The sequence below is a fragment of the Janthinobacterium sp. EB271-G4-7A genome, from assembly GCF_020858075.1.
GTDB classification, from domain to species: Bacteria; Pseudomonadota; Gammaproteobacteria; order Burkholderiales; family Burkholderiaceae_D; genus Janthinobacterium; species Janthinobacterium lividum.
The window spans coordinates 1,152,996-1,169,438 of the sequence record NZ_JACYMI010000001.1 but is presented as its reverse complement, the minus strand read 5'-3'; the positions used below and the strand labels follow the sequence as shown (position 1 = coordinate 1,169,438).

Annotated in this window: 14 protein-coding genes; 4 read left to right on the top strand and 10 right to left on the bottom strand. The window is 62.1% G+C overall.

Annotated features, from left to right (window positions below; genetic code table 11):
* The first annotated feature begins 43 nt into the window (after positions 1–43).
* Entirely contained in the window at positions 44–322 is a 279-nt protein-coding gene (locus IGS58_RS05375; RefSeq protein ID WP_099394404.1) for a hypothetical protein, read from the top strand.
* A gap of 347 nt (positions 323–669) precedes the next feature.
* Here the strand turns inward: IGS58_RS05375 and ftsB are convergent, their stop codons facing one another.
* The 3 genes from ftsB to IGS58_RS05360 form a co-directional block, all read right to left on the bottom strand.
* Positions 670–993, bottom strand: a complete 324-nt coding sequence (gene ftsB, locus IGS58_RS05370; protein WP_010400534.1) for a cell division protein FtsB — start codon at positions 991–993, stop codon at positions 670–672.
* Positions 994–1,055: 62 nt separating this feature from the next.
* Positions 1,056–2,339 (bottom strand): phosphopyruvate hydratase, encoded by a 1,284-nt coding sequence (gene eno, locus IGS58_RS05365; protein ID WP_034750709.1) that lies wholly within the window; start codon positions 2,337–2,339, stop codon positions 1,056–1,058.
* Positions 2,340–2,480: 141 nt separating this feature from the next.
* On the bottom strand, positions 2,481–4,133 hold the full coding sequence (locus tag IGS58_RS05360) for a CTP synthase (RefSeq protein WP_034783327.1): 1,653 nt from the start codon (positions 4,131–4,133) through the stop codon (positions 2,481–2,483).
* Positions 4,134–4,379: 246 nt separating this feature from the next.
* On the opposite strand from IGS58_RS05360, the gene IGS58_RS05355 reads away from it, so the two are divergent.
* Positions 4,380–4,781 (top strand): PRC-barrel domain-containing protein, encoded by a 402-nt coding sequence (locus tag IGS58_RS05355; RefSeq protein WP_070260375.1) that lies wholly within the window; start codon positions 4,380–4,382, stop codon positions 4,779–4,781.
* A 138-nt stretch (positions 4,782–4,919) separates the two neighbouring features.
* Here IGS58_RS05355 and IGS58_RS05350 read toward each other — a convergent pair whose 3' ends face one another.
* From IGS58_RS05350 to IGS58_RS05330, 5 genes are all read right to left on the bottom strand, one after another.
* Positions 4,920–7,184, bottom strand: a complete 2,265-nt coding sequence (locus IGS58_RS05350; protein WP_230520820.1) for a TonB-dependent receptor domain-containing protein — start codon at positions 7,182–7,184, stop codon at positions 4,920–4,922.
* 52 nt (positions 7,185–7,236) lie between these two features.
* The gene (locus tag IGS58_RS05345; protein ID WP_230520819.1) at positions 7,237–8,010 is read right to left on the bottom strand and encodes an energy transducer TonB family protein; all 774 of its coding nucleotides are present in this window, start codon (positions 8,008–8,010) and stop codon (positions 7,237–7,239) included.
* On the bottom strand, positions 8,007–8,432 hold the full coding sequence (gene exbD, locus IGS58_RS05340; RefSeq protein WP_230520818.1) for a TonB system transport protein ExbD: 426 nt from the start codon (positions 8,430–8,432) through the stop codon (positions 8,007–8,009). The genes IGS58_RS05345 and exbD overlap by 4 nt, the downstream gene beginning before the upstream one ends.
* A gap of 3 nt (positions 8,433–8,435) precedes the next feature.
* Positions 8,436–9,197: a tonB-system energizer ExbB gene (exbB, locus tag IGS58_RS05335; protein ID WP_230520817.1), complete on the bottom strand. Its 762-nt coding sequence runs from the start codon at positions 9,195–9,197 to the stop codon at positions 8,436–8,438.
* A gap of 141 nt (positions 9,198–9,338) precedes the next feature.
* Positions 9,339–10,256 (bottom strand): ChaN family lipoprotein, encoded by a 918-nt coding sequence (locus IGS58_RS05330; protein ID WP_230520816.1) that lies wholly within the window; start codon positions 10,254–10,256, stop codon positions 9,339–9,341.
* Positions 10,257–10,445: 189 nt separating this feature from the next.
* Between IGS58_RS05330 and IGS58_RS05325 the strand changes: the two genes are divergently transcribed.
* On the top strand, positions 10,446–11,855 hold the full coding sequence (locus IGS58_RS05325) for an FAD-binding oxidoreductase (protein ID WP_092606577.1): 1,410 nt from the start codon (positions 10,446–10,448) through the stop codon (positions 11,853–11,855).
* On the opposite strand, the gene IGS58_RS05320 is transcribed toward IGS58_RS05325, so the two are convergent.
* The gene (locus IGS58_RS05320) at positions 11,856–12,329 is read right to left on the bottom strand and encodes a GNAT family N-acetyltransferase (protein ID WP_071653754.1); all 474 of its coding nucleotides are present in this window, start codon (positions 12,327–12,329) and stop codon (positions 11,856–11,858) included.
* A gap of 39 nt (positions 12,330–12,368) precedes the next feature.
* A complete protein-coding gene (locus IGS58_RS05315; protein ID WP_230520815.1) occupies positions 12,369–15,515 on the bottom strand; it encodes an error-prone DNA polymerase in 3,147 nt (1,048 codons plus the stop codon).
* A gap of 96 nt (positions 15,516–15,611) precedes the next feature.
* Between IGS58_RS05315 and IGS58_RS05310 the strand changes: the two genes are divergently transcribed.
* Positions 15,612–16,406 (top strand): PhzF family phenazine biosynthesis protein, encoded by a 795-nt coding sequence (locus IGS58_RS05310; RefSeq protein ID WP_230520814.1) that lies wholly within the window; start codon positions 15,612–15,614, stop codon positions 16,404–16,406.
* The last annotated feature ends 37 nt before the right edge of the window (positions 16,407–16,443 follow it).

Sequence of the window (16,443 nt, the reverse complement as noted above, 5' to 3'; positions counted from 1 at the left end):
CCATTATTGTGCAATGCAACAACAGACCATTCATGGAGGGCATATGTCCACTTTTACCAACACCTACAGCAACGACAACAACAATTACTTCAGCAACCTGGGCCGCGCCACGCGCGCCTTCCTGGGCGCCCTGCTCGCTTCCAAGCCATACAGCGAACTGGCGCAGAAGGAAGTCATCGCCAGCAGCGTCACCGATGAAGAACAGCGCTATGTGCGCCCAAGCAAGCGCGATTTCGCCCTGCTGAACTCGGAAGCGAACCGCTACGAAAAGCTGATGCCGAATCTGGCCGCAGAACTGCGCTTCCTGGCGTCGCGCGGTTAAAAAGCGTTCATGGCGGCATTGCCTGCGCCTTGCCGTACTGACGTACTGTCTTCGGCTTGGCGCCTGGCCCTGGACGTTTTTTAGCTCACTAAATATTAACAAGGAATTTTTATGATGTTTCTCGAAACCGCATTGATCGCCGTGGCCGTCGTGGTCACCGGCATCCATTTTTACCTGATCACGACCGGCAAGGCCCGTTTCTGATCAGCAAGCAGCAAGGCAGTAGCAGCACGCCGCGCCATGCGGCCAGTCGTGTGCAGCAGTACAAGGTAATAAGTACAAGGTAGTCATGTGATATGTCAGCCTGGCAATCGGTCCAGGCTGGCAAGTGGGAAGTTAGTACTGTCTTAATGTGGCGCAGCAGCGTCCACCGGCGTTTCCAGCAGTGGCGGGGTCTGGCCCTTGCGCACGATCTGCACGAAAATCTCATTCTGTTTGACCATGCCCAGCTCATAGCGGGCACGCTCCTCGACGGCGCCCGTGCCATCTTTCAGGTCGCGCACTTCGGATTCAAGCTTGGCGTTTCGCGCCTTCAATTCCACGTTCTTCTTGTTGGCCACCGCCACTTGGGCTTCCATGTCGGCAACACGCAGCCAGCCGCCTTTACCCAGCCAGAGGGGAAATTGTATCAACAGCAGCAGGGCTGCCAGGGCGAGCGTAATCAGGCGCATGGGGCATTCAGTTAAAAAACCGGCCGGAACATCTCCGGCCGGCCAGTGGGTTTTACATCAGCTTACTTCAGATTATAGAACGCATCGCGGCCAGGGTAGCTGGCGATGTCGCCCAGGTCTTCCTCGATACGCAGCAGCTGGTTGTACTTGGCCATGCGGTCCGAACGCGACATCGAGCCGGTCTTGATCTGCAGGGCGTTGGTGGCAACGGCGATATCGGCGATGGTCGAGTCTTCCGTTTCGCCCGAGCGGTGCGAAATGACGGCCGTGTAACCGGCGCGCTTGGCCATTTCGATGGCGGCGAAGGTTTCCGTCAGGGTGCCGATCTGGTTGATCTTGATCAGGATCGAGTTGGCGATACCTTTCGAGATGCCTTCTTTCAGGATCTTGGTGTTGGTGACGTACAGGTCGTCGCCGACCAGTTGCACTTTCTTGCCCAGTTCCGCCGTCAGGATCGCCCAGCCGTCCCAGTCGCCTTCATGCATCGCGTCTTCGATCGAGATGATCGGGTACTTGTCGCACCAGGTCGCCAGCAGGTTGGTGAATTCGGTGGCCGTCAGGCTCAGGCCTTCGCCTTCCATTTCGTACTTGCCGTTCTTGTAGAACTCGGACGCGGCGCAATCGAGGCCGATGGCGATCTGCGTACCTGGCTCGTAGCCCGCTTCTTCGATGGCCTGGATGATCAGCTTGATGGCTTCTTCATGGTTGGCCAGCGATGGCGCGAAACCGCCTTCGTCGCCCACGTTGGTGTTCAGGCCCTTCTTGTGCAGGATCTTTTTCAGCGTGTGGAATACTTCCGCGCCGTAGCGGACGGCTTCCTTGAACGACGGTGCGCCCACGGGAATGATCATGAATTCCTGGATGTCCAGGTTGTTGTCGGCGTGTGCGCCGCCGTTGATGACGTTCATCATCGGCACTGGCATCTGCATGGCGCCCGAACCGCCGAAATAGCGGTACAGCGGCAAGCCCGCTTCTTCAGCGGCAGCCTTGGCGACAGCCATCGAGACGGCCAGGATGGCGTTGGCGCCCAGGCGCGATTTGTTTTCCGTGCCGTCCAGGTCGATCAGGGTACGGTCCAGGAAAGCCTGCTCATTGGCGTCCAGGCCCATGATGGCTTCGGAGATTTCGGTATTGATGTTTTCGCATGCTTGCAGCACGCCCTTGCCGAAGTAGCGCTTGGCGTCGCCATCGCGCAATTCCACGGCTTCGCGCGAACCGGTCGAGGCACCCGACGGCACGGCCGCACGGCCCATCACGCCCGATTCCAGCAACACATCGCATTCGACGGTCGGGTTACCGCGCGAGTCCAGGATTTCGCGACCGATAATATCAACAATAGCACTCATGTCATTCTCCAAAGTTAAGCGTAACAGGGGCTGCACACTGCGTTCTGATGCGCAATTGCACAAAGTGGGCAAAGAAACTCCCGGCGGAGACTATCAGGCCGGGAGCTGTCTTACAGGTAATACTGTCGCTATCGACCGGCGTTATTCAGCGACGGCGTTGGCTTCCTTGTGCGCCAGCGCTGCCTTGATGAACGAGGTAAACAACGGATGGCCGGTGCGTGGCGTCGACTTGAACTCAGGATGGTATTGCACGCCCATATACCATGGGTGGGCATTCTCACCCGTGCGTGGCAATTCCATGATTTCGCACAAATCTTCGCTCGGCGTACGGGCCGACACGATCAGGCCAGCCGCTTCGACACGGGCCAGGTAGTGATTATTGGCTTCGTAGCGATGACGGTGACGCTCGGTCACCACGCTGCCGTAGATCTCGGCGGCGAGGGTGCCCGGATTGACGGCGCAGGTCTGCGCGCCCAGGCGCATGGTACCGCCCAGGTCCGAGTTTTCATCGCGCAACTCGACTTTACCATCGTGGTTTTGCCACTCATTGATCAGCGCAACGACAGGTTGATCCGTATCAAGGTCGAACTCGGTCGAATTCGCGTTCGGCATGCCTGCCTTGTTGCGCGCGTATTCGATCAGGGCCACTTGCATGCCCAGGCAGATGCCCAGGTAAGGGATCTTGTTTTCACGGGCGAACTGGGCGGCCTTGATCTTGCCTTCCACGCCGCGCTTGCCGAAGCCGCCCGGTACCAGGATGGCATCGTACTTGCCCAGGTTGTCGCAACCCGTCGTTTCGATTTCTTCCGAATCGATGTACTCGATGTTGACGCGGCTTTCCGTGTGGATGCCGGCGTGGCGCAGCGCTTCGATCAGCGACTTGTACGACTCGGTCAGTTCCACATACTTGCCGACCATGCCGACGGTGATTTCCGCCTTCGGATGTTCCATCGTATAGATCAGCTTGCTCCAGATCGACAGGTCGGCCGGCGCAGGATCGAGGTCCAGCGCGTCGCAGATGATCTTGTCGAGGCCCTGGTCGTGCAGCATTTGCGGCACTTTGTAGATGGTGTCGACATCCCACACGGAAATGACGGCGTCTTCCTCGATGTTCGAGAACAGCGAGATTTTCGCGCGCTCGTCTTCCGGGATGGCGCGGTCGGCGCGGCACAGCAGCGCGTTTGGCAAGATGCCGATTTCGCGCAGCTTTTGCACCGAGTGCTGGGTCGGCTTGGTTTTCAGTTCACCGGCCGAGGCGATGTAAGGCACCAGGGTCAGGTGGACGAAAGCCGTGTTCTTGCGGCCGGCGCGCAGGCTCAGCTGACGCGCCGCTTCCAGGAATGGCAGCGACTCGATATCGCCGACGGTGCCGCCGATTTCGCACAGGGCCACGTCGTAGCCTTCGGCGCCACGGCGGATGTAATCCTGGATTTCATTAGTGATATGCGGAATCACCTGCACGGTCTTGCCCAGATATTCGCCCCGGCGTTCCTTGCGGATCACCGATTCATAGATCTGGCCAGTGGTGAAGTTATTCACCTTTTTCATGCGGGTGGAGATGAAGCGCTCGTAGTGACCGAGGTCGAGGTCGGTTTCGGCCCCGTCATCGGTAACGAATACTTCACCGTGCTGCATAGGGCTCATCGTGCCAGGATCGACGTTGATATACGGGTCGAGCTTGAGCATGGTGACTTTAAGGCCGCGCGATTCGAGGATCGCGGCGAGGGAGGCGGCGGCAATCCCTTTTCCAAGGGAAGACACAACGCCACCAGTGACGAAGACAAATTTGGTCATTGCAGATGGTGCCGAACGGCACGTGCGGGAAATTGAAATTATACACTAAAGCCCGCCTGCGTCGCTCCCCGCGCGCGGAAATTTGCGCCAAATGACGACTATCCCTCCCCCTCCTGCTGTCTACGCGCAACAAAATTACCCAATAACAATAATTGAAATATTTCCAATTCCATATTTTGTGTGGGAGACCGAACAGACCCTGCCACGGCATACGTCCAGACTGGAATTTTTCAACGGAGGTACATCATGAGCTACGAAGAACGCGACGCCTACGGCATGTATGTCAACCGCGGCCACAAAGGCCCCGGCCCTGAACTGATGGGTGCAGACACCCTGATCGGCGACCATGTGCACAACGCCAAGGATGAACATCTGGGCGAAATCAAGGAAATCATGATCGACATGCGCAGCGGCAAGATCGCCTACGCCGTCATGTCGCACGGCGGCGTCTTCACCATCGGCGAAAAGCTGTTCGCCGTGCCGTGGGAAGCGCTGCTGCTCGACACCGTCAACAAGCGCTTCACCCTCAACGTCGACAAGGAACGCATCGAAAACGCCCCCGGCTTCGATACGGATAACTGGCCGAACATGGCCGATACCACATGGGTCAATTCCATCCATAGTTACTACGGAACCACACCACGCTGATAACACCTGACAAAACTTACTGCGCGGTGCGCTTTGCGGCCGGCGATGCTCACTGTGCTATAGCACAGCTGCGCTTCTCGGCCACAAATCACATCCGCTCGCTACAGTTTTGTCAGGCGTCGCCGCTTTGCTAAAAAACTAGAAGCGGTACTCCAGCCCCGCCACATACGTCCTGCCCCGCGCCGTACTCATCGGCGTATTGTCGTTCGACTGCGACGGCATCGAGTTCAAGCGGTTCAGCGCTTCCGAGTAATTCTTGTTCATGGCGTTTTGCACCGACAGGCGCAGGAACAGGTTTTTCGTCACCTGGTAGCTGGCATACAAATCGATCACGGCAGGGATCTTCGGATTGTCGGCCTTGAGCACTTCGCCCGTCGCTTCATCGGCTTCATTATCCGGCGACAGGCGGCGGTTCGATCCCGTGTGCTTGATGATGGCGCCCACTTCCAGCTTGTTGTCCAGCAAGCGCGTGCCCACGTCGAGGTTGTAGTACACGCTGGGCAGCTCGCTGATGTCGGCCGCGCCAAACCACGCGCTGGCGATCGAGGTGGGCTGGCTGGTCTTTTCACGCGTGTACGACAGGCGCGCATAGGCAGGCCCCAGCTGGTACTGCGCTTCCAGTTCCCAGCCGCGCGTATGCACGGGTGTGGCCGAGTTAATGTAGATATACATATTCGTCACGTAGGCATCGACGGTCTCCCAATCCGTGGCGATCACTTCCGATATATTGCACTTGCGCCCGTTATCGCACACGAGGAAGGATTGGCTGGTGATATAGCCATCGATCTTGCTCTTGAAATACAGGGCCTTGAAGTTCAGCGCATCGTTCTTGCTCAGCAAACCATGCAGGCTGGAATTAAAGCCCAGCTGATAGGTCGTCGCTTTCTCGCCCTTCAGGAAGGGGTTCATCGACGCCCCGCCGTCATTCGAGAAAAACACTTCCTGCGGATTCGGGCCGCGCATGGTGCGCTCGGCGCTGGCAAACGGCTGGAACCAGGGCGTGAACTGGGCCGACAGCAGCAGCGACGGATTGATGCCGTGTTCGTTCAGCGCGATATGCGCCGCCCCTTGCGGGAAACATTTCACGCGCTCGTCGCAAGCCGGCTTGTAGCCCGTCAATTCGAAACGCGTGTAGTTCAGCCCCGCATTGAGCTGAACAATGCCGCGGTTATATTGCAGGCCAGCATACAGGCTGTCGATCTTTTGCTTGCCGGCGGGACCAAAGGTATTGTTTTCAATCGATTGCAGGTTCGCGTCCGGGTTGTCCGGGTCATCGACGAGGCTTTCCACGTGCTTGCTGTATTGATTGCGCATCAGCTTGCCGCCCACGGTCACCAGCGCATCGCCGCCCGCCAGCTTGAAGCTGCTGGTGTTGTTGATATCGAAGGCGTCGGCGCGGTTGGCCGTGCTGGTGTTGACGAAATTGATCAGGGCTTCCGGCATGTATTTCTGCTTGCCGCGGCTGCTGCTGGCCACCACATTGAGATCGATCAACTCGGAAAACGGCGTGTAGTGATATTTTACGTAGTAGTCATCGCTCCGGATATCGCGGCGCGTGAACGTATTGCGGTAATCGCGCGCCGACAGTTCCAGCGCATGGAAGTCGCTCAAAGCGAGGTCCAGTTTGAGCAGTTGCGACTTCGGCTTCTGCTTATAAAAACGGTGGTAGCCGAAGCCGAATTCCTCGCTGTCCGTGCCATTGCCATTCTTGTAGTTGTTGCCGATCACGCTCGCGCTGGTGGCGGCCATGAAACCCACGCTGCCGCCGTCGAAGGCCGGATTTCTCATGCCCACGGCCAGCATGGCGCTGCGCCCCACGCCATTGCTGCCGGCGGACATCTTCGTGCGCGCCCCCGCCTTTTCCCCGGCGAACACGACGTCATCGACGCCGATGGCGCGGAAATTGGCGCTGCCGCCCAGCGCATTGACGCCGTCGCCGCCGACGGCATTGCCGCGCGACACATCCACGCCGATGATGAAGTTCGGGTCGATCAGGGCGCCGAACTGGCTGCTGGGCACGCTACCATGCGCCACTTCCGATGGCGCGCTGCCATAGTAATTTTGCGTCACGCCATCGACCATGGTGTTGACCCGGCCAAAGCCGGACAGGCCGCGGATATTCACGCTGACGGCACCCTGCGCCGGATCGATCTGGGTAAACGTGCCCGGCATGCCGCGCAGGATCTGGTCGACGGGCTGCAAGCGCGTGTCCGGCCCGCGCGCACTGAAGGCGCCCGGTTTTTCCAGCGCCTGCTGTTCCACGGGAACCGTTTCTCCCGAAACATTCAGCGGCGAAAACTCCACCTTGCCCGCCGCATTTTCCTGCGCCTGTTGCGCCCATCCCTGCTGCGCCAGCAACGCCATGCAGACGCCCACGGCTCGCGCCATTGTCTTGATATGCATACACCCTCGATTTGTTATGGATAGATTTTTGAATGAAAAACAATCGGCATCCTCATGCCTTGTCCTGTCCTGGCTCCAGCTTGAACGAGACGGGCAAGGTGACGGTCACCGTGCCCTGGTGCAGGACGTTATCGGGTGGCGCCGGCAACGGTTGCGCGCGCTCAAGCACTTGCAGCGCTTCGCGGTCGAGCAGCACCGTGCCCGATGAAGTGACCAGTTCGCTGGCCAGCAGCTTGCCGTCGCGGTCCACCTGGAAGCGTACCCAGGCGGCGCCGGCCCGCTTGCGCTGGCGCGCATCGCCCGGATAGCGCTTGAAGTGGGCCAGATGGCCGAGCACGCGGCTTTGCCAGCTGGCCGGCGCCGCGCTGGCGGGCGGCGTGTCGCTATTGAACGGCGCCGCCTGCGGACCGCGCACGGCGGCCGGTGCCGGCGTGGCGCTGCTGCTGGCCTGCGCGGGCACGGATGCTTCCTTGGCGGCATCCTTGCCCGGCTCCGTCGACGGGCTGGCAGCCGCCTTTTCCTCTTTTTCCGCCGCGACGATCTCCGGCGCGGCGGCGCGCGCCAGCACGGGCAACGCCTCTTGCCGGATGGCGCTCCTTGGCGGCCGGGCCGAGCTGGAGGCAGCCGACTGGCGCGCGCCCACGGCATGCGCGACCTGTATTTCCGGCGACATCGCCTGTGCGGCAAATACCACCATCACGCTGGCCGCCGGGTTGGCGGGCGCCACGGCGACAGGCTGCCAGCTGGCCCACAGCAGCAACGCCAGCATGCCCGCTACCACTAGCGCCGTGGCGATGCCCCAGTTCAATACGGGGCGCGGATTCACCCACCCTCCCGGCCGACCAGGCCCACTTTCAGATAACCGGCCTGGCGCAGGGCATCCATCACGCCCAGCACGTCTTCATACGCCGCTTGCTTGTCGGCCTGGAAAAACAGGGGGCGTTGGCGGTCGCCGCCCGTCTGGGCGTCAAGCAAACCGCCCAGCTGCTCACGCGCCACGGGCGACTCGCCCAGATACAGGCTGTGGTCCGCTTTCAGGGAAACGAACAGGGGCTTTTCGGGGCGCGGTTCCGGCTTGGCCGTGGCGGCCGGCAAGTCGATTTTCAGGTCGACAGTGGCCAGCGGCGAGACCACCATGAAGATGATCAACAGCACCAGCATCACGTCGATGAAGGGCGTGACATTGATCTCGCTCAACTCCGGCATGTCGGCCGTGTCGTCGTCCGATGAAGGAAAGAGGCTGGCCATGGCTCAGGCCTGCTTGCGCGTGTCGAGGTCGCGGCTCAGCATCAGCAGCACTTGCGCGGAAGCGGCCCGCAGCTGCGCCTTGTACTGGTTGATGCCACGGCTGAGCACGTTATAGATGACGACGGCGGGAATCGCCGCCACCAGGCCCAGGGCGGTGGCCAGCAAGGCTTCCGCGATGCCGGGCGCGACGGTTGCCAGATTCGTGCTCTGGCTGACGGCGATGCCGATAAAGCTGTTCATGATGCCCCACACGGTGCCGAACAGGCCGACGAACGGCGCCACGGCGCCGATGCTGGCGAGCAGGCCGATGCCTTGCGTCATGGCACGCACCTGCTGCGCAATGAACTGTTCCTGGCGAAAGCCGGCCCGCTCTTTCAGGGCCGCCGTCGGCGCGCTGGCGTGCGACAGATCCAGCTCCTGCTGCACATCGTCGAGCAACTGCTGCGCCAGCGAAGTGCTGCCTGCCCCCTCCACCTTGGCGGCCGCGTCAGGCAGCGAGGTGGCCGTCTTCAGCATGGCGACGGCTTGCGCCGCTGCGCGCCGGGCTTGCAGCAAACTGGCGCCCTTCACCAGCAACACCACCCAGGTGGCCAGCGCGGCAATCAGCAAGCCGATGAGCACGCTTTTGACAACCTGGTCGGCGGCGAAAAACATGCCCAACGGCGACATATCGTGCGGCAAGGCGGACGCTTGCGCGGTGGCGTGGAACAGGGAAAGAAACATGCCGCCAGCGGCGGCTTTGATACGGAACAAGGGGGTACGCATGGGAGCTTCAACAGGTAACAGGCATGGCTGCGCCAACGGCGCGCACGCGCATGCAAAAAAATCGGACGGACTACCTGGCTGCTGCGGGGAAGCTTGCTGGGGGAGAATGCCGGGCTGACCGCCCGGCGGAGGTGAAACGGCTTACTTGGCGCTGGCGATGGCGGATGCGGCAACCGGCGTGAACCAGACGAAATCCGCCTGCGGCGCCAGCACCGTGGCGCCCTTCTGCGCCAGGACCAGCACCAGCGGCGCAGGTCCGCCCGTCAAGTCCTGCACGTGCAGCGGCACGCCCAGGTCCTTGTGCGCATGGTAGGCGCCGGCGATCAACACGGCCGGCGCGGGCGCGGCCAGCAGGCGCTCGGCCATGCGGCGGTCGCGCTGTTGTTGCACCGACAGCATGGCGGCCAGGCGCGGTTCGTCGATCTGGTTGTCATGCATGACGCGGATGATGTCTTTCAGCTTGGCATGCACCTTGCCATCGTTGGCCAGGTTCGAGTGCTTGCCCTGCACGGCCGGCTTGTCGACAAACATTTGCTTGATCTCGCTGCGGTCCAGGTTGGCCGACCAGACGGGATACGGCGCGCGCATCACGGTCATGACCATGTCGCCATACTGCTCCCACTTCCAGCTGGGCTGCCAGGCCAGCAGCTCGGCCACGTGCTCGGGGCGCACGACGGGATCCGTCTGCAGCCACGGCTTGACCTTGTCCACCTTGGCTTGCTGGTCCGGGTTCAGCATTTCCAGCAGCACGCTGCCTTGCGGGCGCCGGCCCTGCAACTGCAGCAGCAGCCATTGCTCGATCTGGTGATGGCTGAGCTGGTCATGCTGCTCGCCCACGATGATCCTCGGCGCGGCAGCCAGCTGGGCCAGCAGTTGTTCGGCAGTCACGCGCTGGCCGCTGCGCAAGTCGACGATCTCGCCCAGCTGGCGCACATCCTGCGCGGCGGACGTCGCGGCGGCGCCGGTGGCCGCGCCAGTTACGGGGGCGACACTGCTGCAGGCGCTCAGGGCCAGCACGCAGGCGGGCAGGACGGCAGCGATGGACAGAGAGAATTTCATGGGCATGGCCTTTCGGGTTGAAGCACGCATTGCAAAATAACTACTGGCGGGTATTTTAATAGAAATGATTCTCATTTACAACCAATGCATGGCGAACCATACAGATTTTTTTACTACTGGCAAAAACCAATATGCTGCTTCGGTGAAATCCCCGGGCGCGGAGTAGAATAAAAAAAACGGAGGACTTGCGTGAATCAAACTGACCAGTTGGCGGTACTGAAAAAACCGCTGCCCGTATCCCTTGCTGCCGTACTTTCCCTGATCTTTGCCGACCGCTTTTCCATGACCCAAGCCATGCGCGAACACCATGGCCGCGACGAGTCGAGCTATCCTCCCATGCTGCCGGACGCCGTCATCTTCGCCCATTCCACCGAGGAAGTGGCCGCCGCCGTCAAGCTGTGCAGCGCGCACGACGTGCCCATCATCGCCTACGGCAGCGGCACTTCGCTCGAAGGCCACGTGCTGGCCCTGCATGGCGGCGTGACGATTGATCTGTCGCAAATGCACCAGATGGTGGCGGTGCATGGCGAAGACTTGACGGCCACCGTGCAGGCAGGGGTGACGCGCAAACAGCTGAACGAGGAAATCCGCGACACGGGCCTGTTCTTCCCCATCGACCCGGGCGCCAATGCGTCGCTGGGCGGCATGGCCGCCACGCGCGCCTCGGGCACGAACGCCGTGCGCTACGGCACCATGCGCGAAAACGTGCTGGCCCTGACCGTGGTGACGGCCGATGGCCGCATCATCAAGACGGGGACCAGGGCGAAAAAATCGTCGGCCGGCTACGACCTGACGCGCCTGTTCGTCGGCAGCGAGGGGACGTTGGGCATCATCACGGAAGTGACCGTGAAACTGTATCCGCTGCCGGAAGCCATCTCGGCTGCCGTGTGCTCGTTCCCCGGCACGGGCGAAGCCGTCAGCGCCGTGATCCAGACCATCCAGATGGGCATTCCTGTGGCGCGGGTCGAGTTTCTCGATGAAAATGGCGTGAAAGCCATCAATGCCTACGACAAGATGGCGCTGCCGGAAAAGCCATTATTACTGTTTGAATTTCACGGCACGCCGGCCAGCGTGGCCGAGCAGGCGCAGTTGGTGCAAGCCATTACGGCGGAGCATGGCGCCAGCGATTTCGAGTGGGCCAGCCGTCCCGAAGACCGCTCGCGCCTGTGGGCCGCGCGCCACAATGCGTATTTCGCCCTGCTGCAACTGCGCCCCGGCAGCCGCGCCATTTCCACTGATTGCTGCGTGCCGATTTCGCGCCTGGCCGAATGCATCCTGGCCACCAAGGCCGATTGCGAAGCGCAGGGGCTCGTCTACGCCATCATCGGCCACGTGGGCGACGGTAATTTCCACGTGCAGATGCTGGTCGATCCCGATGACCCGGCCGATATCGCGCGCGCGGAAAAGGTCAACAGCGACATGGTCACGCGCGCCATCGGCATGGACGGCACCTGCACGGGCGAGCACGGCGTGGGCATGCACAAGATGGCCTTCCTGGTGGAAGAACATGGTGCAGGCGCGATCGACACCATGCGCGCCCTCAAGCACGCGCTGGATCCGAAGAACATCATGAATCCGGGAAAGATCGTGCGCTGGTAACTATAATGCCATGCGCATCGGCACGAAAGCGATGCCGCCCTCCTCCACCTTCGGCCCCGTGGCGACAAAGCCCAGGCTTGTGTACAGGGGCAAGGCGTACAGGGAGGAATTGACGGTAAACGCCGTCACATCGCCTTTGGCCAGCGACGCATCGCGGGCTGCCTGCCACAGGCGGCGCGCCATGCCGCGCCGGTGCCAGGCGCGCGGCACGAACATGTGGAACAGATGCGTGTTATCGCGCATGGCCACCACGCCGGCCAGTGCGCCGTCGATATGCGCGAGCTGGTACGCATAGCGAGTCTGCGACAGATAGCCTTCGATGGCCGGCTGGCGGCAATGTTCGATGAATTTTTCCGCTCCCGCGCCATCCGGGTGCAGGGTCAAAAAAGGCATCAGGTCGTCGATCAGGGCGACGATGGCGGGCGCGTCGGCGACCAGGGCGGGACGCAGTGTCGGTTCGGGCAAGGTTGTCATATTCAAATAATGCCATGCCCTCCTCCCCGCCGGCAACTCTCAACAGAAATCGCGGCTGCTGGTCCGCAAGCGTCCCAGCAAATGCGACATGTCGACCAGGCGCTTGGCCACCAGGTTGCGCACGATGCCTTCGCGCTGCCACACGCCGTACACGCCCAGCAGCGGCGCGCTCAGCACTTCGCGCCGCTGGCTTTCCACCAGGTCGGGCCAGACGATGACGTTGACCGTGCCCGTTTCGTCTTCCAGGGTCATGAAGATGACGCCCTTGGCCGTGCCCGGCCGCTGGCGCACGGTGACGATGCCGCAGGCGCGCGCCAGCTGTCCGCTCGTGTAAGTCATCAAGGTGGACGCGGGCAGGAAACGCTGTTCCAGCAATTGCCTGCGCAGCAGCGCCAGCGGGTGGCGGCCCAGGGTCAGGCCTTGCGCGCGGTAGTCGCTGACGATGCTCTCGCCTTCCGTCGGCGCGGCCAGCACGGGCAAGTCTTCCTCTTGTGTAGTGGCGCGCAGCAAATCCCTGTCGGGCACGGCGCCGGCCGCCTGCCACAGCGCCGCGCGCCGGTGCCCGGCCAGCGCGTGCAGGGCATTGCCGTCGGCGAGCACCTGCAAATCATGACGGTCCAGGCCGCCACGGAGGGCCAGGTCGGCCACGTCGGCGAAAGCAGCAATGGCGCGCGCATCCTCGATGCGCCGGGCCGCTTCCGCGCGCATGCCGAACAGGCTGTTCAAACCCAGGCGCACGGCGGGTGCGACACCCCGCCCCCCCTGCTCTTCCAGCTCCGCCTCCCAGCCGCTGATGGCCACATCGACGGGCAGCACTTGCACGCCATGCCGGCGCGCATCCTGCACCAGTTGCGAGGGACTGTAAAAGCCCATGGGCTGGCTGTTGAGCAAGGCGCACAGAAAGGCGGCCGGTTCGTGGCATTTCAGCCAGGAACTGGCGTACGTCAGCAGCGCGAAACTGGCCGCGTGCGATTCGGGAAATCCGTATTCGCCAAAGCCCTCGATCTGGCTGAAGATGGCTTCCGCAAACGTCCGATCGTAATCATTTTTGACCATCGTTTCGACGATGCGTTTCTTGTAATTGTTCATGCCGCCCTTGCGTTTCCAGGCCGCCATGGCGCGCCGCAACTGGTCCGCTTCGCCGGGCGTGAAATCGGCCGCGATGATGGCTACCTGCATCACCTGTTCCTGGAAGATGGGGATGCCGAGGGTGCGTCCCAGCGCCTTTTCCAGGCCCTTCGGATAATCGATTGGCTCCTTTTTCTGGCGCCGCTGCAGATACGGATGCACCATGCCGCCCTGGATGGGGCCGGGGCGCACCAGCGCCACCTCGATGACGAGGTCGTAGAATTCCCGGGGGCGCAGGCGTGGCAGCATGCTCATCTGGGCGCGCGACTCGATCTGGAACACGCCGATGGTGTCCGCCTCGCACATCATGTCGTAGGTGACGGGGTCTTCCGCGGGAATATCCTGCAGGCGGAATTCCTCGCCGCGCCGCGCCCCCACCAGTTCCAGCGCACGGCGCAGGGCCGACAGCATGCCCAGCGCCAGCACGTCGACCTTCATCAAGCCCAGCTCCTCGAGGTCATTCTTGTCCCACTCGATGACGCTGCGTTCGGCCATGGCCGCGTTTTCAATCGGCACCAGACGCGACAACTTGCCCTGGGCAATGACAAAGCCGCCCGGATGCTGCGACAAATGACGGGGAAAGCCCAGCAACTGCTGCGCCAGGCCAGCCCACTGCTGCGACAATGCCGCTTCCGGGTCGAGCCCGCATTCGGCCAGGCGCTCGAGCAGATCGCGCTTGCCATCGAACCAGCGGTGCGCCTTGGCCACCTTTTCCACGATGGCCAGGTCGATCCCCAGCGCCCGGCCGCTGTCGCGCAAGGCGCTCTTGGGCCGGTAGCTGATCACCACGGCCGCCAGCGCGGCCCGCTCGCGGCCATATTTTCCGTAGATATATTGAATCACTTCTTCGCGCCGCTGGTGCTCGAAATCGACGTCGATATCGGGCGGCTCGTTGCGCTCGCGCGACATGAAACGCCCGACCAGCGAATTGCCGCGCGCCGGGTCCACTTCCGTGATGTGCAAGCAATAGCAGACGGCCGAATTGGCGGCCGAGCCCCTGCCCTGGCACAGGATATTTTGCGAGCGGGCAAAGCGCACGATGTCGTACACGGTCAAAAAGTACGCTTCATACGACAGCTCCGCGATCAGTTCCAGCTCCTGCTCGACCTGCTCCTGCACGTTCGCCGGAATGCCCAGCGGAAAGCGGATACGCGCGCCCGCATACGTTTCTTCGCGCAGATACGTCGCCGGCGTGTGGCCGTGCGGCACCAACTCGTCGGGATAGTCATAGCGCAAACTGTCGAGCGAGAATGTGCACAGCTCCGCGATGCGCAGGGTTTCCGCCAGCGCCTGCGGCGGATACACATTGGCCAGGCGCAAGCGCGCGCGCAGGTGCTGCTCCGCGTTTTGCGCCAGCGCATAGCCGCATTCGTCCACGGGTTTACCCACGCGTATCGCGCACAGGGTGTCGAGCAGGGGCTTGCGCGAACGCACGTGCATGCACACGTGGCCGACGGCCACCACGGACAAGCCCAGCGCTTGTGCCGCGTCCTGCACGGCGCTGCGGTGCGCGTCATCCTGCGCCCGCTGCAGCAGGTTCAGGCCCACCCAGCTGCGCTCGCTGCCAAAGGTAGCCGCCATCCATGCCCCCTGCGCGCACACGGTTTCCGGCTGGGCCGGATAGCTGGGCAGCAAGATCATCAAACAGCCCGGCAGCCCCCGCAAATGGGCAAACTCGGGCGATGACGCGGCGAAATCATCGGGCGTCAGCAAATAGCGCCCCTTGGCCGCCCGCGTGCGCGCCATGGTGATCAGTTCCGACAAGTTGCCGTAACCGTCGATGTCTTGCACCAGCGCCAGCAAGGACAAGGCCGGACTGCCGTCGGACTGCGTCAAATGAAAATGCGCCCCGATAATCAGGGGAAAATCGGCCCGCTTGGCCACCGCATGGGCACGCACGACACCCGCCAGCGAACACTCGTCGGTAATGGCCAGCCCCTTGTAACCGAGCTGGACGGCGCGCGCAACCAGCTCTTCCGCATGCGAGGCCCCATGCAGGAAGCTGAAATTACTCAGGCAGTACAACTCAGCATACTCGGGTAAGACTGCGCCCCACATGATCTACCTCAATACTGTATATAAACACAGTATATTATACTTATCTGGAATCGGGCTTATCGTTTATGCTGGTGTTTTACCTCGACATCGACCGCCATGATCGTCCATCTCTTGAAATGTTTCGGCGCCGCACCCGGTGGCGGCAATGCGGCACTGGTCGTGGAAAACGACGACAGCAACGAAACGGCGCGCCAGCAATTCGCCCAGGAGCGGCAAGTGAGCGCCTGCGTCTTCATCGACCGGCAGGCGGACGGCGCGGAGGGATGCCTCGTGCTCGACTATTTTTATCCGCACACGCGCAGCCCCCTGTGCCTGCACGCCACCCTGGCGGCCGCGCATGTGCTGCTGACGGCGCCCGGCGCGCCGGCAACCCTGACGGTCGCCACGGCCATGCGCGGACAAGCCTTGCAGCTGGTGCGCCGCGCGGAGGGATTATTCATCGGCCTGGCGCCGCAGCCGGCGCCTGCTGTCATGCTGGAAAAATATGTGCCGTCCGAACTGATGGGCCAGCATATGCACTTGCTGTCGCCGCCGGTGATCGCCTCCGTCGGCAGCCCGAAGCTGCTGCTGGAGGTGGCCGACCGCACCACCCTGCGCGCGCTGCGGCCGAACCTGGAACTGATCGCCGACTGGAGCGCCTTGCATCAGATCAGCGGCTGCTATGCGTATTGCCGCACGGGCGAGCATGAGTATGAGGGGCGCAACTTCAACCACCTCGATCCGGCGCTGGAAGACAGCGCCACGGGCGTGGCGGCGGGCGCGCTGGCGGCGCATTTGCAACAGTCGCTGCGTCTGCACCAGGGCCACGTGACGCAGCAGCCGTGTTTGATCGAGGTGCAATACAGCGCGCAGACCATCCGGGTGGGCGGCATGGTGCAACGCAGCACCTGAATGGGGCGCGCCGCACCAGCACAAGGCAAGCCAGGCA

What these genes read in the sequence shown, in the direction of transcription:
- IGS58_RS05320 (WP_071653754.1), bottom strand. Translation starts at nt 12,329, where the DNA reads ATGACAACCTTGCCCGAACCGACACTGCGTCCCGCCCTGGTCGCCGAC.
- eno (WP_034750709.1), bottom strand. Translation starts at nt 2,339, where the DNA reads ATGAGTGCTATTGTTGATATTATCGGTCGCGAAATCCTGGACTCGCGC.
- ftsB (WP_010400534.1), bottom strand. Translation starts at nt 993, where the DNA reads ATGCGCCTGATTACGCTCGCCCTGGCAGCCCTGCTGCTGTTGATACAA.
- IGS58_RS05350 (WP_230520820.1), bottom strand. Translation starts at nt 7,184, where the DNA reads ATGCATATCAAGACAATGGCGCGAGCCGTGGGCGTCTGCATGGCGTTG.
- IGS58_RS05375 (WP_099394404.1), top strand. Translation starts at nt 44, where the DNA reads ATGTCCACTTTTACCAACACCTACAGCAACGACAACAACAATTACTTC.
- exbD (WP_230520818.1), bottom strand. Translation starts at nt 8,432, where the DNA reads ATGGCCAGCCTCTTTCCTTCATCGGACGACGACACGGCCGACATGCCG.
- IGS58_RS05355 (WP_070260375.1), top strand. Translation starts at nt 4,380, where the DNA reads ATGAGCTACGAAGAACGCGACGCCTACGGCATGTATGTCAACCGCGGC.
- IGS58_RS05310 (WP_230520814.1), top strand. Translation starts at nt 15,612, where the DNA reads ATGATCGTCCATCTCTTGAAATGTTTCGGCGCCGCACCCGGTGGCGGC.
- IGS58_RS05315 (WP_230520815.1), bottom strand. Translation starts at nt 15,515, where the DNA reads ATGTGGGGCGCAGTCTTACCCGAGTATGCTGAGTTGTACTGCCTGAGT.
- IGS58_RS05330 (WP_230520816.1), bottom strand. Translation starts at nt 10,256, where the DNA reads ATGAAATTCTCTCTGTCCATCGCTGCCGTCCTGCCCGCCTGCGTGCTG.
- IGS58_RS05360 (WP_034783327.1), bottom strand. Translation starts at nt 4,133, where the DNA reads ATGACCAAATTTGTCTTCGTCACTGGTGGCGTTGTGTCTTCCCTTGGA.
- exbB (WP_230520817.1), bottom strand. Translation starts at nt 9,197, where the DNA reads ATGCGTACCCCCTTGTTCCGTATCAAAGCCGCCGCTGGCGGCATGTTT.